The 25,976-nt window shown below is 52.3% G+C and carries 18 protein-coding genes; 17 read left to right on the forward strand and 1 reads right to left on the reverse strand.

The genetic code is table 11. The annotated features are described in order from the left end of the window. Positions 1–6 precede the first annotated feature (6 nt). The 9 genes from AC0YN3_RS08135 (at position 7) to AC0YN3_RS08175 (ending at position 13,376) form a co-directional block, all read left to right on the forward strand. Entirely contained in the window at positions 7–2,160 is a 2,154-nt protein-coding gene (locus AC0YN3_RS08135; protein ID WP_475774604.1) for a YIP1 family protein, read from the forward strand. Next, positions 2,157–4,427, forward strand: a complete 2,271-nt coding sequence (locus AC0YN3_RS08140; protein ID WP_475774605.1) for a DUF5696 domain-containing protein — start codon at positions 2,157–2,159, stop codon at positions 4,425–4,427. The genes AC0YN3_RS08135 and AC0YN3_RS08140 overlap by 4 nt, the downstream gene beginning before the upstream one ends. Then, complete coding sequence (locus AC0YN3_RS08145) at positions 4,424–5,290, forward strand: carbohydrate ABC transporter permease (protein WP_475774606.1); 867 nt, start codon at positions 4,424–4,426, stop codon at positions 5,288–5,290. Before AC0YN3_RS08140 ends, AC0YN3_RS08145 begins: the two co-directional genes overlap by 4 nt. Before the next feature lie 22 nt (positions 5,291–5,312). Further along, entirely contained in the window at positions 5,313–6,287 is a 975-nt protein-coding gene (locus AC0YN3_RS08150) for a carbohydrate ABC transporter permease (protein WP_475774607.1), read from the forward strand. A gap of 209 nt (positions 6,288–6,496) precedes the next feature. Next, entirely contained in the window at positions 6,497–7,834 is a 1,338-nt protein-coding gene (locus AC0YN3_RS08155; protein ID WP_475774608.1) for an LLM class flavin-dependent oxidoreductase, read from the forward strand. After that, complete coding sequence (locus AC0YN3_RS08160) at positions 7,831–9,147, forward strand: LLM class flavin-dependent oxidoreductase (protein WP_475774609.1); 1,317 nt, start codon at positions 7,831–7,833, stop codon at positions 9,145–9,147. The genes AC0YN3_RS08155 and AC0YN3_RS08160 overlap by 4 nt, the downstream gene beginning before the upstream one ends. 44 nt (positions 9,148–9,191) lie before the next feature. Continuing rightward, positions 9,192–10,562, forward strand: coding sequence for an ABC transporter substrate-binding protein (locus AC0YN3_RS08165; RefSeq protein WP_475774610.1), 1,371 nt, complete (start codon positions 9,192–9,194; stop codon positions 10,560–10,562). 26 nt (positions 10,563–10,588) lie between these two features. Beyond that, positions 10,589–11,911 (forward strand): LLM class flavin-dependent oxidoreductase, encoded by a 1,323-nt coding sequence (locus tag AC0YN3_RS08170; RefSeq protein WP_475774611.1) that lies wholly within the window; start codon positions 10,589–10,591, stop codon positions 11,909–11,911. A gap of 79 nt (positions 11,912–11,990) precedes the next feature. Next, on the forward strand, positions 11,991–13,376 hold the full coding sequence (locus AC0YN3_RS08175; RefSeq protein ID WP_475774612.1) for an ABC transporter substrate-binding protein: 1,386 nt from the start codon (positions 11,991–11,993) through the stop codon (positions 13,374–13,376). Positions 13,377–13,587: 211 nt separating this feature from the next. Here the strand turns inward: AC0YN3_RS08175 and AC0YN3_RS08180 are convergent, their stop codons facing one another. Next, entirely contained in the window at positions 13,588–14,739 is a 1,152-nt protein-coding gene (locus AC0YN3_RS08180; RefSeq protein WP_475774613.1) for an NAD(P)-binding domain-containing protein, read from the reverse strand. A 276-nt stretch (positions 14,740–15,015) separates the two neighbouring features. Here AC0YN3_RS08180 and nfsA point away from each other — a divergent pair, with 276 nt between their 5' ends. The 8 genes from nfsA (at position 15,016) to AC0YN3_RS08220 (ending at position 25,922) form a co-directional block, all read left to right on the forward strand. Beyond that, positions 15,016–15,768 carry an oxygen-insensitive NADPH nitroreductase gene (gene nfsA / locus AC0YN3_RS08185; RefSeq protein WP_475774614.1) on the forward strand — a complete coding sequence of 251 codons (753 nt, stop codon included), beginning with the start codon at positions 15,016–15,018 and terminating at the stop codon, positions 15,766–15,768. A 60-nt stretch (positions 15,769–15,828) separates the two neighbouring features. After that, positions 15,829–17,022, forward strand: coding sequence for an LLM class flavin-dependent oxidoreductase (locus tag AC0YN3_RS08190; protein ID WP_475774615.1), 1,194 nt, complete (start codon positions 15,829–15,831; stop codon positions 17,020–17,022). Positions 17,023–17,178: 156 nt separating this feature from the next. Then, the gene (locus tag AC0YN3_RS08195; protein ID WP_475774616.1) at positions 17,179–18,549 is read left to right on the forward strand and encodes an LLM class flavin-dependent oxidoreductase; all 1,371 of its coding nucleotides are present in this window, start codon (positions 17,179–17,181) and stop codon (positions 18,547–18,549) included. Between the two features lie 124 nt (positions 18,550–18,673). Beyond that, entirely contained in the window at positions 18,674–19,648 is a 975-nt protein-coding gene (locus AC0YN3_RS08200) for an aldo/keto reductase family protein (protein ID WP_475774617.1), read from the forward strand. 205 nt (positions 19,649–19,853) lie between these two features. After that, positions 19,854–20,444, forward strand: a complete 591-nt coding sequence (locus tag AC0YN3_RS08205) for a PadR family transcriptional regulator (RefSeq protein WP_475774618.1) — start codon at positions 19,854–19,856, stop codon at positions 20,442–20,444. Next, positions 20,441–22,267 carry an ABC transporter ATP-binding protein gene (locus AC0YN3_RS08210; protein ID WP_475774619.1) on the forward strand — a complete coding sequence of 609 codons (1,827 nt, stop codon included), beginning with the start codon at positions 20,441–20,443 and terminating at the stop codon, positions 22,265–22,267. The genes AC0YN3_RS08205 and AC0YN3_RS08210 overlap by 4 nt, the downstream gene beginning before the upstream one ends. 33 nt (positions 22,268–22,300) lie before the next feature. Further along, the gene (locus AC0YN3_RS08215; RefSeq protein WP_475774620.1) at positions 22,301–24,064 is read left to right on the forward strand and encodes an ABC transporter ATP-binding protein; all 1,764 of its coding nucleotides are present in this window, start codon (positions 22,301–22,303) and stop codon (positions 24,062–24,064) included. Continuing rightward, positions 24,039–25,922, forward strand: coding sequence for an ABC transporter ATP-binding protein (locus tag AC0YN3_RS08220; RefSeq protein WP_475774621.1), 1,884 nt, complete (start codon positions 24,039–24,041; stop codon positions 25,920–25,922). Before AC0YN3_RS08215 ends, AC0YN3_RS08220 begins: the two co-directional genes overlap by 26 nt. The last annotated feature ends 54 nt before the right edge of the window (positions 25,923–25,976 follow it).

Here is a 25,976-nt window from a genome sequence, read left to right on the forward strand (position 1 = left end):
AGACGTTTGAAGAACAGGAGGCCGCGGATTGTTCCGATCATCACAGTTCTGATTACGGCGATTTACATCGCGTGGCCCAGCATGCAGGCTGCAGCCTCGCAGCTTCCGTACGAGACCTATTACAAGGATGGATTCGGACAGCTGGTCAAAACGCAGGCGGCGTATATTCCTTCCGGCGTTATCGGCACGAACGTGCGTATTCCCGAGGATGGCCTAGCGTCTGCCACGGAAAATCCGGAGAAGCTGCAGCTTAATCAGCCTAAGGATATTTTTGTTGACGGCAAGGATCACATCTACATTGCCGATACGGGCAATAACCGTATCGTCCATTTGGATCAGGAAGGTCAATACGTCCGCGAAATAAAGGTGGAGGAAAGCCCGCTTAAGAAGCCGAGCGGCTTGTACGTGGATGCTGCGGGCGAGATCTATGTTGCGGATACGGGTAACAATCGCGTTGTGCGGCTGGATAAGGAAGGCAAGCTGCTAAAAGCCTTTGCCCGCCCCGAATCCAGCTATTTGCCTGCGGATTTCAAATACGATCCTGTTAATCTTATCGTAGATAAGCGGGGGTTCATCTATGTTACGACGCTAGGGGCGTTCCAAGGCTTGGTCCAGCTTGATCCCGAAGGAAAGTTCATAAGCTTCTTCGGCCCTAACCGCGTCGCGTTCTCTTTATTTGATTCGTTCAAGCGGTTCGTCTATACGAGGGAAATGTATCAAAGGGAGCTGAAGAAGCTTCCCGGAGCGATTGCGAACTCGACGATCGACAGGAACGGTTTTATTTATACCGTTACGAAGGAGATACAGTCGGATCAAGTCAAGAAGCTCAACATTGCCGGTCTGGACCAGCTAAAGGGCAAAGGAGAATTTGCGGCGCTGCAGCCCGTTAAATCATACGGCGAGCTGTTCCATTACTCGCAGCAGGGCATAAGCCCCCAGCTGAATGACATAACGGTGGACGCCGCGGGCAATATCACCATCATTGATTCGGTATCGAATATAATCAGCCAATATGATTTAAATGGGAATTTACTGTTCTTCTGGGGCGGAGACGTGATAACGGCCACCTCAAAGACGGGCGTCGTGAAGACGCCCGCAGCCATCGCGAATAATTCGAAGGGCGACCTGCTCGTGCTCGATAGCGTCAACAACTTCATTCAGGTGCTTAGGCTGTCAGAGTTCGGAGGCTTGGTTCATGAAGCAAACCAGTTAACGCAGGAAGGCAGATATGAACAAAGCGAGCCGCTTTGGAGCGAGGTTCACCGCTTGAATGCGCAGTATACGCCGGCCATTATCGGACTGGCAAAGGCCGCGTACAAGAACGAGGATTACGAGAGAGCGGAGGAACTTTTCTATCAGGCAGGGGTCGTAAACGGCTATTCGGAATCCTTCTGGCAGAATAGGCTGAAATGGTTCCAATCCCACTTCGGCTTAATTATGAATATCGCGCTTGCTGCCGGCATCGTTTATCTGCTATGGAATAGTTTGGCGAAGAGGCTCAGGCGTGGCGGAGCGCACCGCGTGAAGCGAATGCCGAAGCATGTGCTGCTTGAGCAGCTCGGGCATGTTTGGTATTTGATCAAGCATCCGGTCGACGGCTTCTACGCGATCAGGTACGAGTATAAAGCGGGATGGCTAAGCAGTTTAATTGTACTCGCAGCTGCGCTGGCATCCTTTGCTTACATGCAAGCGGGCACGAGCTTTATATTTAATCCATCCGTGCTTATCGGCATCGACTTGTTTCCGATTACGATTCAATTTATCGGCATATGGCTCGGCTGGGTCGTTGCCAACTATTTGATCAGCTCGCTGCTCAGAGGGGAAGGACGCTTCCGTGACGTTTTTTATGGCAGCTCCTACGCCTTATTTCCGATTATCCTTATTGGAATACCGGTAACTCTTCTATCACATGCATTGACGCTGAACGAGCTGGCCATTTTTAATTTTTTAAAGCTGTTGATTTTGGTTTGGGCCGCCTTGCTGTTCGTTTGGATGGTTCAAGGCATACATAACTACACGTTTATTGAAGCGTTATTTATTATCGTTCTGTCATTAATCGCGCTGGCCATCATTATTGTATTAATTTTCATTCTGATCAGCCTGAGCATTGAGCTCATTAACTTTATCAATTCCTTGTATCAGGAGGTGATCATCCGATGACGGTCCTTTTACGCAATAAAAAGCTCCTAGCCAAACTCGTATTTTTCGTGGTATTGCTGGCGGGGCTCGGATGGATCGCGCTGTTGATCGGGGGGGCCATTGGAAGTCCGCCGCCTAATTCGACAGCTGTCTCCACACTGTTCGAGCCAAGCGGCAAGACGCTTTACAAAGCTGGCTTGCCAACGGATGAAGGCTTCGAGCAGGTTGCAGATTCGGGCGCGCTCAAGCTGCTGGTTGACAAAACGACCGCACACTTCCAGGTGGTAGACAAAACGACCGGCAAGGTGTGGCGCTCGTATCCCGAACCGAAGTATTGGCAGGAGGAAACCGTTCCGAGTACATGGAAAAATAATTTGTCATCGCCGCTCATGGTGGAGTACGTGAATGCCAAAAACTACAAATCCTCCTCCGTAACGGCGGGACTGATTGAAAACCAAGGTTATCTGGAAAACTTTCAACCGGTCGACGGTGGCTTCAACGTGACCTTTGCGCTGCCAAAGGTGGAATTCAAAATACCGATCGAGGTGAGGCTGCACGAAAATTACGTGGAGACCCGGATCGTGGATTCGGGCATCATCGAGGGCGCGTTAAGCTTGCTTAATATCAAGCTGTATCCGTTGTTCGGGGCGCAGCCTTCTGCCGGGCAGGATGGCTATATTCTCTTGCCGGATGGATCGGGGTCGCTCATCCGCTTTGAGTCAGATAGAACGATGCAGCAGCTTACTTATAACGAGAGCGTATACGGCCAGGACCTTTCCTATTACAACGAGAATACGGGCAGGCAAAGAATCGCTATGCCTGTATATGGTATCAAGTCGGGCGATCAAGGCTTTCTTGCGATCATCTCGGAAGGCGAGCCGTTCGCGAATGTGTATGCGGCGCCATCTGGCGCAGTTGGCCGCTCGAACTGGGCGACGACGGAGTGGCAGTACCGCAAGCGTTTTTTTCAAAGCGTAAGCAAGAGCACGGGGGAAGGCTTCTATACCTACAGCGGCGAGAAGTTTCTTACGGATGCGCGCGCAACCCGCTATTATCCGCTGCTGGCGGAAGAAAGCGACTATGCGGGGATGGCTAAGGTGTACCGCGATTATTTGATTCATGAGCAGGGCGTTAAGCCGCTGGAGACAGCGGGCAAGGATGTGCCGCTGTTCGTGGATATCGTCGGTGCGGATATCGAGAAGGGGCTATTTGCCGACTCTTACCTCACAGCGACGACGACTTCGGAGGCGGAGAAGCTCGTTCGTGGGCTATATGATCAGGGCATCCACCAATTGCAGGTCCATTACTCAGGGTGGCAGCAGGATGGATTCAGTACGCACGGGGGCTATTTCCCGGTGGACAAACGCCTTGGCGGCAACGGCGGCATGAAGAGGTTTATCGCTTTTGCCCATAGCCTGGACATTCCCGTCTACTTGACGGCCAAATACACGCTGAACACGAACGGAGATGACCGCTTCTGGTGGAGAAGGGACGGCCTGCGCAATTTGGCGGGAACGGTGCTCGAGGAACAGAAGAATGACGATCAGGATGCTGCCTCCTTCGTAAGCCCAAGGTTCTATGAGAAGGTTGTGGCAAGCGACTTGCGGGATTACAAAAGCTTGGGAGCGGACGGTATTTATTTCGAAGACGGCATCGGGCAGCAGGTAAATACCGATTTTAACGGCCGCTACGAAGCGAGCCGGAACGACGTTGTCGACATTCAGTCCCGCATATTGGAGCAAGCGAAAACGGAGCTTGGATCTGCCGCTGCGAACAACGTCAATTTTTACGCGCTGAACCGAATTGATCATGTTCACCGCTTAACCGATGACTATTCGTACGATGTATTCATCAGCGAGGCAATACCCTTTGCACAGATCGTATTGCACGGCCTGCGCACCTACACGCTCGATTGGTCCAATCTGCGCGATGAATTCGGCGATGAATGGCTGCGGAGCATTGAATATGGCGCATACCCGGCATATGTGCTCGGCAGCGACAAGTCGGACAATTTGAAGCGATCGTATTCGTTATGGTACTACAGCTTGAATTACAAGGATTGGCTAAGCGACATACGCGAGGAATATGCGAGAAGCAACGAAGCGCTTGCCCCCGTGCAGCAGCAATATATTACGGGGCACCGGACGATCGCGCCAAACGTGAAGGAAACGACCTATGGCAACGATTATCGAATTGTTGTCAACTATAACGAGACGGATTACAACAAGGATGGTATTTTCGTTCCAGCCAAAGACTTTGTCGTCATTAAAGGGGGAACGAAGCCATGAAGCTGAGGAGGAAGCTTGAGAGTACGACAATACGCAAGCTAGAGGGCTCGCTCTTTATTGCGCCGTGGGTGTTTGGTTTTCTTGTTTTCGTAGCGTTTCCGCTTGGCTACTCGCTCTATATGAGCTTTCATCAGGTCAAAATCACGGTGAACAGCGTCAATTATACGTTTATCGGACTTAACCATTACCGGGAAATACTGGTCGCGAACGGCAGCCTGCTTTATGAGGAGCTGTTTCCGTTTCTGCGGGAGTCCGCGATGATGATTCCGATTATACTGGTTTTTTCCTTGCTTGTAGCCATCCTGCTCAATTTACGGTTTCCTGGGAGAACGCTGTTCAGGGTTATCTTTTTTCTTCCGGTTATTTTCTCCTCAGGGCAAATCGTGCAGGAGTTTATCGCGCAGGGAGAGGGCTCGCTCAGCATTATGGAGACGCTGCGCATCGACTATTATTTGCGGGAATACGTGCCGGGAGCGTGGGTGACTCCGATCCAAAAGGTAATGAGCTCATTCGTGCTCGTGCTCTGGTACTCAGGCGTTCAAATTCTCATATTTCTTGCGGGCAGGCAGACGCTGCCAGCCTCCGTCTATGAGGCGTCCCGCATCGACGGTTCCGGACCATGGAACACCTTCTGGAAAATTACGCTGCCGGGCCTTGTTCCCTATATCTTCTTGAATCTCATGTATACGGTCGTCGATTTGTTCACTTTCCCGTCCAATCCGATTATAAGCCGGGTGAATACGAGCAACTACGGCAGCTCCAGCGCGTTAGCCTGGATTTATTTTTCGATTATATTAACTTTTGTGCTCCTGACCTTGTTTATTTACAGCAGAGTCGACAAATCGCTTTCAGGCAAACGATAACCATAGTGAGGAGGATGCCGTAATGAAGTTGGCCAAAAGAGGCACCGATGCCGTTGCTAGAGCTTATTCGGATGACCGGGTACGGAAGAGCCTGCTCGCGCTGAAATACCGGCTGCTGGGAGCAGAAATAGACAAGGGCTTGGTGTTTAAGCTGTTTGTTTACGTCATCCTGATCAATGTCGCATTTATTTATATAAAACCGATCCTGTATATGGTGACGACGATGGTCAAGGATGCTAGGAACATTCTAGACCCGACGGTCATTTGGGTACCGAAAACGCTGTTCTGGGGTCATCTGCAGCAAGCGAGCGAAATGCTGAACTATGGTAAAAGCTTTCTGATCAGCGTATCGATCGCTTCCTCAGTGGCGGTGCTGCAGGTGTTTTCCTGCGCAATTGCGGGCTATGCGTTCGCGAGGCTAGATTTCCCGTTCAAGAAGGTCTGGGGAGCGCTGCTGCTGTTCACGTTTATTATGCCGCCGCAAATTACGATTCTTCCTTCGATCATGCTATTTAAGGAGTTCGGCTGGCTGAATACGTTTCTGCCGATGGTCGTGCCCGCGATATTTGGCCATGGCCTGAAGGGGGCCATGTTCGTCATTATTTACCGATCCTTCTACTCGACGCTGCCGAAGGAATTGGATGAGGCAGCACGAATGGACGGAGCTGGCCCTTTCCGGATGTTCTTCCGCGTTATGTTCCCCATTTCCCGCTCAGCTACGGTCGTGGTCGTGCTGTTCTCGTTCGTGTGGAACTGGAATGATTTCTACTTCCCGTCGCTGTTCATGTTCACGGCGGAGAATGTACCGTTATCCATCACGCTTGCTAGAATGGCAGGCGAGATGAAGCTTGCCGAGGGCGCGGGAGAAATTACCGTGTATGCGGAGGCTATCAAAATGGCGGCATCCTTCCTCATCATTATGCCGCTGCTGGCTGTATACCTGTTCGCCCAGCGCTGGTTTATCGAAGGGGTCGAGCGCACCGGCTTGGTGGAATAGGCAGAAAAATGAATTGACAGATGAAATAGATGATGATAAATTCATGAAACAGTAATTATATAATTATAAACCAATAAGAATACTTGGTTATTATCGACCGGATAGCCGGAGATTGCCTTAGGGCAGCTCCGGCTATTTTTTATGTCTCGATTGTGCTGCGGCAAGCAGCGGAGACGGAGCGCTGAACGAAACCGTAAAGGAGCTTGGCGATGAGCGTAACGGAACGAAAACTGAATCTTAATGCATTTTTGGCAGCATCAGGGCATCACGAGGCATCTTGGCGGCATGCGGACACGAGTCCGGAACGGGGAGTCGATATTAAGCATTATTTGAAGCTTGCCCAGATTGCCGAGCGCGGCTTGCTCGATTCCGTGTTTCTGGCAGACGGGTATTGGGCGCATTCCGGTTCACTCGAGCCGTTTACCTTGCTGTCCGCGCTGGCTGCGGCAACGAAGAGAATCGGGCTTATCGCAACGGTGGAGACGACCTATAACGAGCCTTACCATGTCGCACGGAAGTTCGCTTCCCTCGACCATATCAGCAAAGGGAGGGCAGGCTGGAATATCGTGACTGGGGCGGGGCCTGCCGCTGAGCAGTTCAGCCGCACGAAGCATCCTGAGCATCACGAGCGGTATGAATCGGCAGAGGAGTTCGTTGCCGTCGTGAAGCGGCTTTGGGACAGCTGGGAGGATGACGCGGTTCGGAGCGACAAGGAAGGCGGCGTGCTCGTTGATGCCTCCAAGGTTCGCGAGATTGCTTTCATAGGGAAGCACTACGCGGTTAAAGGTCCTTTGAACATTGCAAGGCCGCCTCAGGGCTATCCGGTGCTGGTGCAGGCGGGCTCGTCAGAGACCGGCAAGGCGTTTGCCGCGAAATTAGCAGAGGTGATCTTCACCGCGCAGCTGACATTCGAAGAAGCGAGGGCGTTCTACGCGGATGTAAAGTCACGGCTCCCGCAGTATGGCAGGGAAGCCAATGAGCTGAAGATACTGCCGGGATTAAGCCCGGTGCTGGCAGATACGGTGGCCGAAGCCAAAGAAATAGAGGAAGAGCTATTCCAGCTAATCGACCATCAAGGCGCAATTAACCGGCTATCCTCTCGGCTCGGCATCGACTTATCCAGCCATGGGCTGGATGATTTCGTCAGCCTGGACGGAGCTCAAACTACGGATCAGGTCAGCGGAATGAAAAGCCGCCATCAGCTGATACTCGACCTGATTGAAAGGGAGCGGCCGACGGTTAGGCAGTTAATTAACCGTCTGGCAGGAGCCAGAGGGCATTTTACCTTTACGGGAACGCCGCTGCAGCTGGCGGATGTCATTGAGAAGTGGTTTTTAAACGGCGCTGCCGATGGCTTTAACATCATGCCGCAAATTTATCCGAGCGGCTTGGAACGGTTCGTCGACAAGGTGATTCCCGAGCTGCAAAACCGAGGCTTGTTCCGCACCTCCTACGAGGAGCAGACGCTGCGCGGCAATCTGGGGCTGGCTCGCCCAGGGAATGCATTAATCAACCCATATCCAGAAAAAGAGGTGCATATTTCATGAGCGAAGCTGATCGCAAGGTTCATCTAAACGTATTTCTACGCGCTACGGGGCATCATGCAGGCGCATGGCGGCATGCGGATTCGCATCCGGAGCTTGAGCTCGATATCGAGTATTTAGGCAAGCTGGCTCAGATTGCGGAGCGCGGCAAGCTGGATTCCATTTTCCTAGCCGATGGGTACGCTGGCGGTGGGAGCAAGCTGGAGCCGTTCACGCTGCTGTCGGCACTTGCGTCCCTTACGGAGCATATCGGCTTGATCGCGACGGTGGGGACCGTGTACAACGACCCGTTTCACGTTGCAAGGCAATTCGCGTCGCTTGACCACATAAGCGGAGGCAGAGCAGGCTGGAACATCGTAACAGGCGCTGGCTCTGCAGCCCATAATTTCAGCAGGGATGAGCATCCAGAGCATGCCGAGCGCTATGAGACGGGCGAGGAATTCGTGGAGGTCGTGAAGCAGCTGTGGGACAGTTGGGAGGATGACGCGCTCATCTTCGATAAAGCAGCTGGCAAGCTCGTCGATACGAGCAAGGTGCACGAGATTAATTTCAAAGGACATACGTATTCGGTAAAAGGGCCGCTCAATATCCCGCGTCCGCCGCAGGGCTATCCGGTGCTCGTTCAAGCAGGCTCCTCCGAGCAAGGGAAGGAGCTGGCAGCAAAAACCGCCGAGGTCATCTTCACGGCCCAGCAGACATTCGATGCCGGACGCGAATTTTACAGCGATGTGAAGGGCCGACTAGCGAAGTACGGCAGAACGGCCGATCAGCTTGTTATCCTTCCAGGGCTTGCGCCTATCGTAGCTGACACGGAGGCGGAAGCGCGGGAGCTAGAAGCGGAGCTTCATGCCTTTGTCGACACGAAACGCGCGCTAGACGGCTTATCCGATAGATTCACCGTGAATTTGAATGATTATGATCTGGATGCTCCGGTTCCGCTTGACAAAGCGAAGCCTTCTGAGCAGTTTAACGGCATTCGCAGCAGGCAGGAGGTCGTGCTGGACGCGGCTCGCCGCGAAGGCTTTACGATTCGCCAGCTGCTGTACCGCAGCAACGGGGGACATGGCCATATTACATTTACGGGATCTGTGCTGCAGACGGCGGACCTCATCGAGAAATGGTTCAGGAACCATGCGGCTGACGGATTCAACGTATTGCCGCAGCTCTTCCCGACAGGTCTTGAAATCTTTGTCGACAAGGTGATTCCTGAATTGCAGAACCGCGGCTTGTTCCGCACCGAGTATGAAGGCAGCACGCTGCGAGAAAGCTTGGGCCTTGCGCGGCCGGCCAACACACGCCAATTCCTAAAGATCTAAGGGCGGATCTGAGCCAACTATAAAGAGAAATGAGAGGGAATGATATGAAAAAGCTGGAGTCTACCGTTATTATCCTATTCATCGTTTTGCTCGTTACTGCCTGCGGAAGCGGGAACAACGCGCCGGCAGCAGAGTCTGCTTCATCCAATACGCCCGCTAAGACGGATAGCGCATCGGAGCAGGCAAGCTTCAAGAAGCTTGGCGACGAGCCGCTTAAGCTCAGCTTCTACTCTACTGGGGCAACCTTTACCGACGTAGAGTTCGAGGCGATGATTGCAGGTCCGATCCATGCCAAATATCCGAATGTCACGATTGAGCGCATTACGCCGGCTGCTACGACAACCCCTGAAGAGGTGCTGTCCACGCATGTGCCCGATATTATTTTCGGCAGCGTGCAGCAGCGAGTCATCCGCACCGGCGTCTATCAGGATTTAAGAGAGCTGATTAAACGCCATCAATTCGACGAGAGCCGCCTGAAGCCGATCGGCTACGATTATATTAAGGATATTACGAAAGGCAAAGGGGATGCCGTCCTCGCCCTGCCGTTTAATATCAATCAGCATGTACTCTATTATAACAAGGATATTTTCGATAAATTCGGTGTTCCTTACCCGGACGAGAAGCAGCTGACGTGGGATGAAGCGTTAGAGCTGGGAGCGAAGCTGACTCGTACGGAAAACGGCGTAAACTATATTGGTCTTGTCGTTGACAACCTGACCGGCTTATCCAAATCACTGGGCTTGCCGTATTTGGACAGGGAAAGCGGCCAAGCCGCGCTGGATTCGCCGGAATGGCTGCGCGTGTTCGAGCTGCAGAAGAAAATTTATGAAATACCGGGTTATATTACGCCTGACGGTACTTGGAACTGGACACGGGATCACTTTATGAAGGACCAGAACGTTGCGATCCGCGTCTCTTGGCTTGCGAACATGGTCGGGCCGCTTGAAGAGCTGCGCCAGCAGGGCGTGGAATTCAATTGGGACATTGCGCCCGCACCGAACTTTAGCGACAGACTAGGCAACACGCGTGAGGCACAGATCCATTCGATTGCGATCAACAGCCAAAGCCCTCATCAGGACGAGGCATTCCAGGTTATTGCGGAAATTTTATCGGATGAAGGACAGCGCATTATTGCTAAAAACGGGCGCGTCCCTTCGATTATCAACCCGGAGCTGGAGAAGGATTACGGTGCGGAGATCCCTGTATTGCAAGGGAAAACCGTACAGAACGTTTTTATCGGGGATCCCATTCAAGAGCACTACATCCACCCATATGAATCAAGCATTTCAATTAGGCTGACCGAGGCTGCCGAGGACCTGGCGATTCATGGCCTGGATGTGAATTCCGCTATCCGCAAAGCGACAGATGCAATCAATAAGGATGTCGAGACTTTAAAAACGACGATCGGTGAATAACGGGCCGAAAGGAGAGGGGATATAAGATGAGCCATTCTCAGCGTAAATTGAACCTGAATGCCTTTTTATTCGGGACCGGCCACCATGAGGCATCATGGCGGCTCCCTGAGGCTAAGCCGGAGCGCAATCTCGATTTCCGGCATGTGCTCGAGATCGTTCAGACTGCGGAGCGCGGGCTGATGGATTCCGTGTTTTTGGCGGATGGCTACTCGGGGCGCTCGAACAAGCTGGAGCCGTTCACGGAGCTGGCTGCGCTGGCAAGCCGAACCAAGCATATTGGGCTTATCGCGACGGTCGGCACGACCTATAACGAGCCGTTCCACATTGCCCGCAAATTCGCGTCTCTCGACCATATCAGCAAGGGGAGGGCCGGCTGGAATATCGTGACGGGAGCGGGATCGGCCGCACATAATTTCGGCCGCGAGGAGCACCCGGACCATGCTCTTCGCTATGAAGAAGCGGATGAGTTCGTGGAGGTCGTCAAGCAGCTGTGGGACAGCTGGGAGGACGGCGCTGTTCTCAGCGATAAAACGGCAGGTGTCCTTATCGATAAAGCGAAGATGCACGAAATTGATTTCAAAGGGAACTATTACACCGTAAAAGGACCGCTTAACATTGCCCGTCCGCCGCAGGGCTACCCGGTACTCGTGCAGGCAGGGTCTTCGGAGAGCGGCAAGGAATTTGCCGCCAAGGTAGCGGAGGTGATATTCACTGCGCATCAAAGCATTGAAAGCGCTCAGGCTTTCTACAAGGATGTTAAATCGAGACTGCCGAAATACGGAAGGGGCGCCGAGCAGTTGAAAATCTTGCCAGGAATTAGCCCCATTCTTGCCGATACGCTTGCGGAAGCGCAGGAAATCGAGAATGAGCTGTTCGAATACGTCAATCACGAGGGTGCGGTTAGACGGCTTTCGGAGCGGCTTGGCATTGATTTATCGGAGCATCCGCTTGACCAGCCGCTCCTTCTTGACGGGGCAAAAGAAACCGCCGAGGTGAACGGCAACAAAAGCCGGCACCAGCTTATACTGGACCTTATCCGCCATGAGCATTTGACGCTAAAGCAGCTGATTAACCGATTGGCGGGAGCCAGAGGGCATTTTACCTTTACAGGCACGCCGCTGCAGCTTGCAGATACGATTGGGGAATGGTTCCATGGGGGAGCAGCCGACGGGTTTAATGTGATGCCCCAAATTTATCCGAGCGGACTCGAAGCCTTCGTGAACAAGGTCATACCGGAGCTGCAAAATCGAGGTTTGTTCCGCACGGAGTATGAGGGCAGCACGCTGCGTGAGAACCTAGGATTAAAGCGGCCTGCGAATGTCCGCCATGAGGCGAATGCCGTTTTGTAAAAGGCTGGAATGCATGCAGGCGCTTCAACCACGATATGACATAGGCTGTCTATAGCCCACAAAGGGAGAGAAAAGAACAATGAGAAAGATAAGTTTGGGCATAGTCGTATTCACCGTATTTACATTATTGACTGCATGCGCGAGCGCGGGCAATAAACAGGCTGACAATCAGGCTGGCGCAAATCAGGAGGCAGCAGCCAACGTTAAGGCGGATAACGCGCAGCCGGAATTTAAGAAGCTGGGCGATGAGCCGCTTACGCTCACCTTCTTCAGTACGAGCGGCACGTTCCCGGACGTCGAGTTCAATACGCTGATCGCGGATCCGATTAAGAAGAAATATCCGAATGTAACGATTGAACGCATTACGCCGGCTGCCACGACGACCAACGAGGAAGTGCTGTCCACTCATGTGCCAGACATCATTTACTCGTCCTCTTCCTCCCATCAGCGAATTATTCGAACAGGCGCGTATGAGGACCTAAGGGAGCTGATTAAGCGCCATAACTTCGACGAGAGCCGCATTAAACCGATACTATACGATTATATCAAAGACATAACGAAGGATAAGAACGGAGAGATCTATGCAATTCCTTTCAACGCCAATCAACACGTTCTCTATTACAATAAGGATATCTTCGATAAGTTCGGCGTTCCTTATCCGACAGAGAAGCAATTGACGTGGGATGAGACGCTGGAAATCGCGGCGAAGCTGACACGAACCGAAAACGGCGTGAATTATATCGGCCTGTCCGTTGATAATCTTACCGGCTTGGCGAAAGGACTTGGCCTGCCGTACGTAGATCGCGAAACCGGCAATGCCGCGCTCGATACGCCGGATTGGCTGCGCGTGTTCGAGTTGAACAAGCGGATCTTTGAGATTCCTGGCTATGTGACGCCGGAAAATACGTGGAACTGGGGACGTGATCAGTTCATGAAGGATCAAGTCATCGGCATGCGCGTCACATGGCTGGCGAACATGGTCGGACCGCTCGAGGAGCTGCGCCAGCAGGGCGTGGAGTTTAACTGGGACATCGCGCCGGCGCCGAACTTCAGTGACCTGCTGGGCAAAACAAGGGAAGCGCAGATCCATTCTCTATCCGTCAATAGTCAAAGTAAGCATAAGGATGAGGCTTTTCAGGTTATCGCGGAAATTCTGTCCGATGAGGGACAGAAGATACTAGCCCGCAACGGACGGGTACCTGCCGTTATCAACCCCGAGCTGGAGAAGGAATACGGGCTTGATATTCCGGTGCTGCAGGGCAAGTCGGTTCAGAACGTGTTCATTGGCGAGCCGCTGCAGGAGCACTATATACATCCGTACGAGCTGGAAATTACGACTAGGCTGACGGAGGCAGCCGAGGATTTGGCCGTTAACGGTCTTGACGTGAATTCCGCGATTCGCAAAGCGACGGAGGCCATTAATAAAGATGTCGAAACGCTGAGAACGACGATCGGCGATAAATAAGCGCGGGAGAAGGCGGCGGCTGGGTTCGCTGCCGCTTTCTTATGCAAGCAGAGCAAGCAGAGCAAGCAAAGCAAGCAAAGCAAGCAGAGCAAGCAAAGCAAGCAAAGCAAGCAAAGCAAGCAAGCAGAGCAAAGGTGCAGCAGCCCACGCGGCCCCTTTGCTTTGTGCTGCGCGCTTTTCTTTTGAATCGAAGACAAACGGGAGCAGGGGACTAATATATCCCCTGCTCCTGTTTGTTGCGTTTATTTTGCATAACGTCCGGGATGGTCATTCTGCAAGCTTGGCGAATGCCTGCAACAAAACCAAAGGCGGGTCCGTGCGAATGCGAAGCCAATGGCCCAGCGAAATAAAGCCCGGGAACGCTGCTTTCGAATTGAGGGCCAAGGAGAGGAAAACCATCAAACGGAGCTTGCTCTCGCTTGAGGGCTGAAAGTAATGGAGGAGGAAGGAACGGAACCTTCTCCAGAGCGATCCGGTAGCCCGTTGCCGAAATGATATGATCAACGAGCCGTATTTGCTTATTCGTCAAGGTGAGTTTAGCTTTCCCATCTTCGGTGGGCTCGGCCCGTTCGATGACCGAATTCCCGGTTGCGGTTACCTTGCCCTCTACGTACGGCCTTAAAAATGCGGCGACGCTGCCTTGACGCGGCGTGTTCCACCTCTCCAGCTTGAGCTCGACCGGCTGGGAATAAAATTGCTCCGAGGAGTCGATGAGTCTTTGGCCAGAGGCGGTATTGTCTTCACCCGCGAACGAGACGGATTCCCGCCTATAGAGGAGCTCGGGCTTGCTGCCAGCCAAATGAAGCAGCGCCGCCGCTTCCCATGCGCTTTGGCCGCTGCCGATAACAGCGACTTGCTTGCCTGCGAAACGGTGAAAATCGGATTGCCCGAAGGTATGCGTGACTAGCTCAGGCGAGAGCTTACTGAGTACGGGGGGAATGTAGCTGTAATGCTGCAAGCCCGTTGCGACAATGGCATACTTGGCTGAATAACGTTTGTTATGATCCGTGGTTGCGAGGAAACAGCCATTTGCTTGGTCAAGCCGGACCACAAGCTCAGGCGTGAAGGAAACGGAGGCTTGCTCGGCGAACCAAAGTGCGTAATCGACGAAAGCCGGCCTAGGAAAAGGCGACGTCAACGGCGTACCCGATTCACTGCCGTATCGTTCAATCGTGTATCGATCCTCTGGATCTGAGAGACTGATATAACGCGGATTCGTTCGAATGAACATGTTCTGAGGCATTTGAGCCTTCCAGAAATTCATGGGATTGCCCAGAAGCACGTAGGACAGCCCGCTGGCAGCCGCATGGGCGGCGAGCGAAATACCGTAAGGCCCAGCGCCGACAATGAGAAGATCAACCAATGAAATAACCTCCCTGCGTAAACTGTGAATTATACCGAGCATTATACTGGGAAAAATAGGTATTGCAAATCTAAGTTTAATGGAATGACATTCGGGAAGAACTTCGGATCAATCGGTTGTTGACAAATAAAAAATTACATGATAAATTTTCAGTGATCTTTTACTCACTAAGCTTCTTGGAATAGTATGAATTAATTCTACCGGACGACCGGAGACAACAGCCTGCTGTGTCTCCGGTTTTTTTATGCCCTAAAAAGAACGAAGGAGATGATAGAGATGAACGACGTGATTGATTTATTGAAAAAGCATCGCTCTATTCGCAAATACAAAGAGGATGCTGTACCGGACGCGCACCTGGAGCAAATTATTTTATCCGCGCAAGCTGCGCCGACCTCCTCGAATATTCAGGCTTACAGCGTCGTAGCGATTACTGATCCCGAGCGCAAGCGCAAATTCGCCGAGCTGGCCGGCAACCAGCAGCATATCGCGGAAAGCCCGGTATTTCTCGTTTGGTGCGCGGATCTCAATAAAATTACGCTCGCAACTAACCTGCACGAGAAGACGGAGCTGCAGCAGAACGTTGAGCTGTTTCTGCTTGGTACGATTGATGCGACCTTGGCAGCCCAGAATGCGACGATTGCCGCGGAATCGCTCGGCTACGGAACGGTCTATATCGGCGGCATTCGCAACAATCCGCAAGGCGTTACCGACCTGTTGGAGCTGCCTCCCCTCGTTTACCCGGTATTCGGCCTCTGTGTCGGCGTTCCGGATCAGGAGCCCGATATCCGTCCTCGCCTGCCGATCGGTGCTGTCTACCACAAAGAGGTATACAGGGGAGATGGCTTGGTAGACGAAATAAAAGCCTATGACGACATTACCCGCGTTTACTATGCTGTTCGGAAGGGTGGAGGAAAAGGCGGCGAGCAGGAAACAAAGTGGTCTCGCGAAATGCTTAGAAGATTCAGCTCGGGCCGGCTGCGCGGGCATTTGCATGATTTTCTTACTTCGCAGGGCTTTCGGTTGAAATAATTTCGTTCAAGGCGTGCACGGGGAAAAGCAAGGCATTCGAAACGCGCAGGAGGGAATGGGATGAGCCAGCGAGGGGAGATAGAGCCGGAGTTCGGCTGGTATATGCCAACTAGGGGAGACGGGCCCTATGTAGGCGTCAAATCGGAAAGAGTCGTCGATATGGCCTATAATATTAAAGTAGCCCAGGCGGTAGAGGCAGCAGGCTATACGTTTGCGTTAATTCCGACCGGGGGAAACTGCTCGGATGCATGGATTGTCGGCGCTACGCTGGCAGCCCATACCAAGGTATTCAAGCCTCTGGTTGCGATGCGCCCAGGCTTGATCGCGCCTGCACTGGCGGCTCGAATGGGAGCGACGCTGGATGAGGTAACCGGCGGCAGAGCGCTAATCAATATCGTATCCGGAAGCTCGCCGGCTGATATGAAAGCGATGGGGGACGAGCTGGCTTTTGACAAGGATGCACGTTATGAACGGACGCTCGAGTATATTAAAATCGTCAAGCAGCTGTGGATCAACTCTGCAGCGGAGCCGGGAGAGAAGCTGCTCGCCGCGCATGATGCGTTCAAGCATATAGAGCCGTACGACCATAACGGTAAATACTTTCAGCTTGAGGGGGGCATAAGTTATCCGCCGCCGGTACAGCGCCCGCATCCGCCCTTCTACTTCGGCGGCAGCTCTCCCGCAGCCAAGAAGACAGCCGCGGAAATCGCGGATGTCTATCTGATGTGGGCAGAGCCGATCGATTGGATCAAGGAGCAGATCGAAGAGGTTGAATGCCATCGGCGCGAGCTGCTGCTAGCGAAGGGCATTAACCGCAGCATTCGTTATGGATTGCGTGCGCAGGTCGTGATTCGGGACACGGAAGAAGAAGCGTGGGCGGCTGCCAGATTGATCGTCAGCCGGATAGATCCCGAAATCAAGAAAGGGCTTGAGGGGCAAGCGTTCTACAACCTCTCGGCAGGCCAGCAGCGGCAGAACGAGCTGAAGAAACTGGCCGAAGCGAATGATTATGTGATTGGCCCGAATTTCTGGGCGGGACTTGCCCAGGTGAGAGGCGGCGGTGCGATGGCATTCGTTGGCACGCCAGCTCAGGTTGCGGATCGTTTGCTTGAATACGCCGATGTCGGGGTTACGTCGTTTATTCTATCCGGCTATCCGAATTTGGAGGAAGCCACCACATCGGGCAAAGCGCTGCTGCCAGTTTTTCGCGCGAAGTGGGAGCAACGGAGAAATGCGGCAGCCGTTGAAATCTGATTGTACGGATTGACATAGGCTAATGTCCGTATTAGTATTAATTCATAGTAAACAACTGAAAATAATTGGTATTATACGACCGGACCACCGGAGATTTAGCGCAATTTAGCTAAGTCTCCTTTTTTTATGGGCAAATATGAAGCAGGAGGGAAAGCGATGAGCGGTACGAGAGAGGACAAGAAGGCGCATTTCAACGTATTCCTGCGCGGAGCGGGGCATCATGCTGCGGCATGGAAGCATCCGTCCTCGGCACCCAAAGAGGATCTGGATCTTGATTATTATGCGAACATTGCAAGAATCGCAGAAAGAGGGCTATTCGACTCCTTATTCACCGCGGACAATTATTCTGGACTTGGCAGAAGGCTGGAGCCGTTCACGCTGCTTGCAGGGCTTGCCGCGCTGACGAAGCATGTCGGACTCATTGCGACGGTCAGCACAACCTATAACGACCCCTATCATGTCGCGCGCAAATTCGCTTCGCTCGACCATATTAGCAAGGGCAGAGCCGCATGGAATATCGTAACCGGGCATTCCAAGGCAGATGCGGAAAACTTTAATAAAAATGAGCATCCCGAAGTAACCAAGCGATATGAAATCGGTGACGAGTTCGTTGAAGTGACGAAGCAACTTTGGGACAGCTGGGAAGAGGATGCGCTCATTTACGATAGGACCTCCGAAGTGACGCTGGATACGAGCAAAGTCTACGAAATTAATTTCAAGGGTAAATTTCATTCGGTGAAAGGACCGCTTAACATTCCCCGTCCGCCGCAGGGCTACCCTGTTTTGGTTCAGGCAGGCTCCTCGGAGAGCGGGAAGGAGCTCGCTGCCAAATCGGCAGACGTGATCTTCACCGCGCAGCAGACGCTTGCGGCGGCTCAAGCCTTTTATGCGGATGTGAAGGGACGCTTGCATAAGTATAGCCGATCGCCGGAGCAACTGCTGATCATGCCGGGACTAAGCCCGATCGTTGCGGATACGGAAGCAGAGGCGAGGGATATCGAGGATGAATTCAATGCGCTGCTGAACACAAAGCAGTCGCTAAAGCGGCTGTCGAATTATTTTACGGTCGATTTATCCGAATATCCGCTCGATGGCCCCGTACCGATCGACAAGGCTAAGCCTTACGGTACGATAACGACCGGCATTACGAGCAGGCAGGAGGTTGTCGTTGACGCGGCGATACGCGACAAAATGACGATTAGGCAGTTTCTAGCCCGCAGCGCAGCCGGCCACGGTCATGTATCCTTTACCGGCTCGGTGCTGCAAACGGCGGATTTCATTGAGAGCTGGATCCGGAATAACGGCGCGGACGGCTTTAATATATTGCCGCACATTTATTACAGCGGTTTTGAGACATTCGTCGATAAAGTCATTCCCGAGCTGCAGAACCGCGGTTTATTCCGTACCGCATACGAGGGGAAGACGCTACGCGAGAACCTTGGGCTTGTTAGGCCGGAGAACCAGCATAAAGCAATATGGGCGCTCAGAAGCGAGGAAACCGATAACCTAAAGGCGCAAAACAGTTAGCGCTATACGCAAGGCATGCTAGCAAGCAATCTTAGCAAGCCATGTTATCAACCCATGCTAGCAAGCAATGTTAGCAGCCCTTGCAACATGCATTCGTTTTTACCATACAGAGGAGGTTTTTGATATGTCCGTTCAATATCGGAATTTAGGTGCCAGCGGGTTAAAGGTCAGCGAGATCAGCTTAGGCAGCTGGCTTACTTACGGAGGCTACGTCGAGCGGGAAAACGCGGTGAAGTCCATTCAAACGGCCTATGACCTAGGCATAAACTTTTTTGACACGGCTAACGTGTATGCGAAGGGTGAAGCGGAGAAGGTAGTCGGCGAGACGCTGCGCGCTTATCCGCGAGAATCGTACGTGCTCGCGACAAAGGTGTACGGCAAGATCGGCGACGGGCCGAATGACCGAGGTTTGTCCCGCAAGCATGTCATTGAATCTGCGAACGCGAGCTTGAAGCGACTGGGGCTCGAATATGTCGACGTTTTTTACAGCCATCGCTTTGATACGGAGACGCCGCTAGAAGAAACGCTGCGCGCCTTCGAGGACTTAGTCCGGCAAGGCAAAGTACATTATATTGGCGTCAGCGAATGGACGGCTGCACAGATTACGGAGGCCTTTGCGATTGCGGACAAATATTTACTCGATAGAATCGTAGTCAACCAACCCATCTACAACCTGTTCGAGCGCTACATAGAGAAGGAAATCATCCCGCTTGGCCTCAAGAAAGGATTCGGACAGGTCGTGTTCTCGCCGCTTGCACAAGGGCTGCTAACGGGTAAATATGCAGCAAACAACGAAGTGCCGGGCGAATCGCGCGCGGCTAAGCACGAGAACTTCAAAAACAAAATTACGGAAGATAAGCTCGCTAAAGTGGAGCAGTTGAAGGGAATAGCCGCAGAACTAGGCATTACCGTCGGGCAGCTCTCTCTAGCATGGATATTGCGGCAAAATAATGTATCAAGCGCCTTGGTTGGTGCAAGCCGGCCTGAGCAGGTGGAAGAAAACGTCAAGGCTTCGGGCATTAAGCTGGAGGAAGAAACGTTGACCCGAATCGCCGCCGTTATTGATAATGATCCCGCAGCTGTCAAAGGCAGGTTCTAGGCAAAACTCAGCCAAAGCAAGCAGAATCCAGTAAAGTACGATTATTTACTGGATTTTGCCATGGGTAAATGACGGGACTCGCCGGGTTTTCCGCCTTTCATGAAAATAGGAATTGGTTTCTTCTGTAAGTCGATATTGCAAGTTAACGATATATCGTATAGAATTTAAATCAATACGATATATCGTTAACGAAGGAGATTTCACAATGACGGATGAATGGCAGCAAGAGGAACGATTATTTCTACATCATGGCCATGGAAGAGAGGCAAACGGCTCCGGCAGACGTTTTTTTAGCCGCGGCGGGGTGAAATATGCGCTGCTGGAGCTGCTTGAGCAGGAGAGCATGCACGGCTACCAGATGATGAAGGCGCTGGAGGAGCAGTCGGGAGGAACCTATAAGCCAAGCGCTGGCTCGATTTATCCGACGCTTCAGATGCTGCGGGATCAAGGGCTGGTGGAATCCTCGAAGCAGGACGGCAAGAAAATATTCGAAATTACCGATAATGGCCGAGATTATTTGCTTGAGGAGAAGGAAAGCGTTATCCCGTCCCCGGATCGGCGCGAGCACATGTTTCCGGATGAGGACGGCGTTCCATGCGAGCAGCGCAAACCGAACCGCCGGCTAACGCCAGCAGGCAAAGAATTGCTGCATTTGCTGAAGGCGGCGGAGCGCGCTGTCGTCAGCGACAGCAGAAAGGCAGCCCAGCTCCGTACGGTGCTAGACCATTTGCGCGTATCGCTTCGGCAAATCGCGGTTGACACGGAAGGTGACAGCGTAGAAGGTGACGGCTCATGAGCGATCCATATACCCCCGCACCTACCTTTAGGCCAGGAGGCGGAGCAAGAAGATTCGGAACCGGGGAAAAGGCAAAGCCGGCCAGCATTTACAATATGTTCGCCCGGATATATACGCATGCAAGGACGCAGCTTCCGCTGCTCATCGGCGCAGTCCTTTGCGTAATCGCCATCTCGCTCCTTGAGTTCATCGTCCCGCAATTAACGCGTTATACGATTGACCATATCATACCGAATCGGCTGTTTAACAAGCTGCTGCTTATCGGCGGCGGCGTATTGGGTGCTGCGGTTGCGCTTGGCGCTCTCCGTTATGCAAGCACCTCGCTGATGGCCTCCATCGGCCAGCGCGTGCTTTATAATCTTCGCAATGATTTATACCGTCATATGCAAAGTCTGGACGTCTCCTTCTTCGACCGCAACCGAACGGGAGATCTCATGTCGCGCGTTACGAACGACGTTAGCATACTTCAGCAGATGATTTCCTCAAGCATGATGCAATTGTTTACTGACTTCTTCACCTTTACCGCCATTGCCGTATACATGCTGTGGATTGATTGGAAGCTCACGCTGATGCTGCTAGCAACCTTTCCCTTCATGCTGCTCACAACCAAGGTGTTTGGCAAAAGGATGCGCTCCTCCTTCCGTACGGTACAGGAGTCAGTGGCAGACGTGAGCGATCATCTCCAGAATACGTTGACCGGTATCCGGCTCATTAAAGCTTTTACTGCCGAAGAGTACGAATCGGAACGTTTCACGGAGCGGACCCAAAAGAATATGGATGCGAACATTCAAGTGACCCGCTTGCGGGCAGCTTATGAGCCTATTATTGATTTTTTAAACTTTCTCGGACTTGCGATCGTGCTCGTATTCGGCGCGTGGCTCGCAATGAAGGATCAAATGACAGTCGGTACAATCGTTGCGTTTATCGCGTATTTGCGCCTGCTACAAAATCCGATCCGCCATTTCAGCCGCATCATGAATACGGTCCAGCAATCGGCAGCCGCTTATGAGCGAATAATGGAGGTCATGAACACCAAGGCGGAAATCGTGGAGAAGCAGCAAGCGGCTATCCTCCCGCCGGTGAACGGGCATATCGTTTTCGATCATGTCGACTTCGCTTATTCGAGTGATTCAACCTTGCTTGAGCGTTTTAACTTGGAGCTCGAAGCTGGTAAAGTAACGGCGCTTGTCGGCTCGTCGGGTTCAGGCAAAACGACAATCGCGCATCTTATCGCTAGATTCTATGATCCGCAGAACGGAGAAATAACGATTGACGGCTATCCGATCAAAGATATTACCTTGGCTTCATTAAGGGAACAGATCGGGATCGTCTCGCAGGATATCGTGCTGTTCAACGGTACCATCGCGGAGAACATCCGTTATGGCAGCCTGCAGTCGACGGACGAGGAGGTCATGGCAGCGGCAGAAGCGGCGAATGCCGCAAGCTTTATCGAGAGCTTCCCCCGCGGCTATGAGACGCAGATCGGCGAGCGGGGAGTAAAGCTGTCCGGCGGGCAGAAGCAGCGCCTCTCGATAGCCAGGGCCATTTTGAAAAATCCGCGCATCATCATTCTGGATGAAGCGACCGCCTCGCTGGATACGGAATCGGAGCAGCATATACAAGACGCTTTGGCCATGCTGCTTAAAGGGCGTACCTGCCTCGTTATTGCCCATCGTTTGTCTACGATTCAGAAGGCGGACCGGATCTATGTGCTGGAGAAGGGGCAAATCGTTGAGTTTGGCGCGCATGACGAACTGCTGCGGCTGGAAGGACGCTACAGCCAGCTGTATGAGCTGCAGTTCCCGCAAACGGATGTATCTTAAGACAAATCCTTCATTGTAGGAAGTGATCGTTTTTTGAAACCAAAACGGATACTGGCAGATTTTTTTCGGAAAACGTGGCCGATTTACTTGATCTCTACTTCGTTTCACTTGCTTTCAAATTTAATCAACGTTTTTTATCCGAAGGTATTGGGACAGTTTACGGATAAGCTGCAGATGAACGGACTGACAAGCAGCCTGATCGTTGACTATAGCTTGCTGCTGCTTGTCATCGGGATAGGCCATGTGCTGTTCAACGGCATTGCGATGTATTTGATCATGTATGTCGGCAGAAAGTTCGAGTTTCTTGTACGCAGGGGCCTATTCAAGCATTTCACTGAAATGGGTGAGCGGTTCTATTCGAAGAACGGTGTCGGCAAGCTGCTGAGCTACTTTATGAATGACGTAACAGCGGTCCGAGAGTCGATCTCCATGGGCTTTAACGCAACCGCGAATGCGACCATGCTGCTTATCGCGGCAGTCACGATGATGCTGCTGAGCCATATTCCTTATTATCTGATATTGGCATCGGTATTTCCGCTGCTCCTCATTCCGATCATCGTCGTGTACCTAGGACCGGTTATCCGCAGAAGATCGCTGGAGGTGCAGGAGGCGCTTGGCAAAATGACCGAAACCGCCGAGGAGCAATTCGGCGGCATTCGGGTTACCAAAAAGTTCGCGGTAGAAACGATTATGAACGAGCGGTTCGGCAAAACGGTCGATCAAATCAGGCATCATCAATTACGGCTGGTGCGGGTCTCTTCCTTTTTCCAAGCGTTAATTCCGTTTCTTGGCGCGATAGCGTTGGTCGTAGCGCTTGCATTCGGCGGTTATTTAACGATTACGAAGCAAATCACGCTAGGGAACTTCGTTGCTTTGACGCTATATATTCGCATGCTGATGAATCCGCTGCAGCAAATTGGCAACGTAATCAATACGATCCAGCGCTCGCGGGCTTCTCTTGAACGACTGAATGGATTGCTTTCGCAGCAATCGGATATTGCTGAGCTGGAGAATGCCAAGGAAATCGATTTGAATCAAGCCGGCATTTCGATTCAAGGTCTTACGTTTGCATATGAGCAAGACTCGAATCCGGTATTGAAGGATATTAACCTAAGCGTCAAAGCAGGCGCTACGCTCGGAATCATCGGACGGACGGGCAGCGGGAAAACGACCTTGATGAAGCTGCTGCTGCGCACGATCGACCCTCCGCCAGGAGCAATTCGGTATGGAAACACAGACGTAAGAGAGCTTACGCTTGCGAGCTTGCGCAGCCAGCTTGCCTATGTTCCGCAGGATGGGTTCCTGTTCAGTACGACGATAAGGGAAAATATCGCTTTTTCCAATCGGGAGCTTCCGCTGGGAACTGTCGAGGCAGCCGCGAAGCATGCTCAAATCTATGACAATATCGCCGAATTGCCGAATCAATTCGAAACGAGGCTCGGCGAGCGAGGATTAACGCTGTCAGGCGGCCAACGCCAGCGAACGAGCCTTGCGAGGGGGATTATCAAGGATGCTCCGATTATGATTTTGGATGATAGCGTCAGTGCGGTAGATGCGGTGACCGAAAAGGATATCATCGATGCGCTCCAAAAGCAGCGGAAGGGCAAAACGACGCTTATCATTGCCCATCGCATTAGCGCGATCAAGCATGCGGATGAAATCGTCGTGCTCGATGACGGCGTTATCGTGCAGCGCGGCACGCATGCCCAGCTGCTCGCGCAGCAGGGACTCTATGCGACACTTCATGCGATACAGGAGGAGGGGAGTCAACATGCGACCGGCACAAGCCATTCATAACTGGCAGGCGGATCAGAAGGGCGATCCGGGCCTGCCTGAACAGAAACCGGAATACGTATCGGCGTTTCGTACGCTTTACGGTTACGCGAAGCCTCATATGTGGGGATTTATCGGCGTGTTCTGCTGTACGTTGATTGCGATTCTTTCTGATTTGCTTCAGCCTTTTTTAATGAAAATCGCGATTGACGACAATCTATTATCCGGTAAAAACGATTATAAAGGGCTGCTTACGATTTGCGCGGTTTACTTGGGGCTATCGCTGTCGAGCCTGCTCTTCACTTATTTACAAAGCAATATGCTGCAAAATATAGGGCAAAGCATCGTATCACGGATTCGCAAGCAGCTTTTCGGACACATATTGAAACAATCGATGCGCTATTTCGACCGCATGTCGAGCGGAAGCTTGATCACCCATGTCTCAAGCGACACCGAGGCGCTGAATCAGTTTTTCAATCAAGTGCTGCTCAGCCTGTTCCGGGACGGCTTGACACTGATCTTTATCATCGTCTTGATGTTCCAGCTGGATACGCAGCTTGCCTTGTACTGCTTGATTCTGCTGCCAATCATCTGGGCCATAGCGATTGCCTTCCGTTCCTTCATGCGCACGACCTATCAACTAGCGAGAACGAGGCTGTCGCGTTTGGTCGCCTTCGTAGCAGAAAATCTGTCAGGCATGAACTTGGTGCAGGTGTTCCATCAGCAGAAGGAGCAGGAGAAGCAGTTCAATGAGCGCAATAGCCAATACTTTCAAGCGAATCTTAGAGAAATTCGCACGAATGTCGTGTTTGGCCGAACGTTTGATATTTTGAGCAATTTATCGATTGCTTTCGTGACCTGGATCGGCGGGAACGCGGTGCTGGGCCAGCATCTGGAGTTCGGGGTGCTGTATGCGTTCATTACGTATATCCGCCAGTTTTTCCAGCCGATCAATACGATTACGCAGCAATGGAATACGTTGCAATCCGCCACGGTGGCGATAACGAGAATATGGAGCGTATTCGCCAACAAGCCCGATGTAACGGATCGCGAGCTTGCGCATGTCGAGCTTCGCAAGGAAGAGCTGAACGAAGACGAGGATGAACGCCAAGCCTCGCTGTCCAGCTTCAGCCTGGAGCAAGTTAAGGGCCGAATCGACTTCAACCGCATTTCCTTCTCCTATGAAGAGGGAATTCCGATTATTCGCGATTTGGACCTGCATATTGATTCCGGCGAGCTGATCGGCGTCGTGGGGACGACCGGGGCAGGCAAAAGCTCGCTGATCAGCCTGCTATGTCGATTCTACGATGTGAAAGCAGGCAGCATTCTGATTGACGAGACGGACGTGAGAGATATCCCGCAAGCGACGCTGCACCGGCTTGTGGGGCTGGTGCAGCAGGAGCCTTATCTCTATTCGGGCAGCATTATCGAAAACATTAGGATGTTCGACAAGTCGATATCCCGCGAGGATGTAATTCGTGCATGCGAGTTCGTCGGGGCGGATACGATTATCAACAAGCTGAAGGACGGCTACGATACAAAGCTGTCGGAGCGCGGCAGCGGCCTTTCGGCAGGAGAGCGCCAGCTCATATCCTTCGCCAGAATTATCGTATTTAAGCCTAAGGTGCTCATCTTGGATGAAGCGAGCGCGAATTTGGATTCGCATACGGAGCAGCTGATACAGAATGCGCTGCAGGTCGTCTCGCAGGACCGGACAACGATAGTCATCGCGCATCGGCTGTCCACCATTATGCAAGCCGACCGCATCATCGTCATGAGCCACGGCGAGATCGTGGAGCAAGGCAACCATCAAGAGCTGCTGGAGCATGACGGGCATTACAAAGAGCTGTATGAGCATTCCCAGGGCAACGTCGCAGTTTAGATCGAAGGATCAGCTGCATCTTAATCGATCGGCACGAGCCGCAAGGCCATTATA

The sequence above is a fragment of the Paenibacillus sp. J22R232 genome (assembly GCF_056269165.1).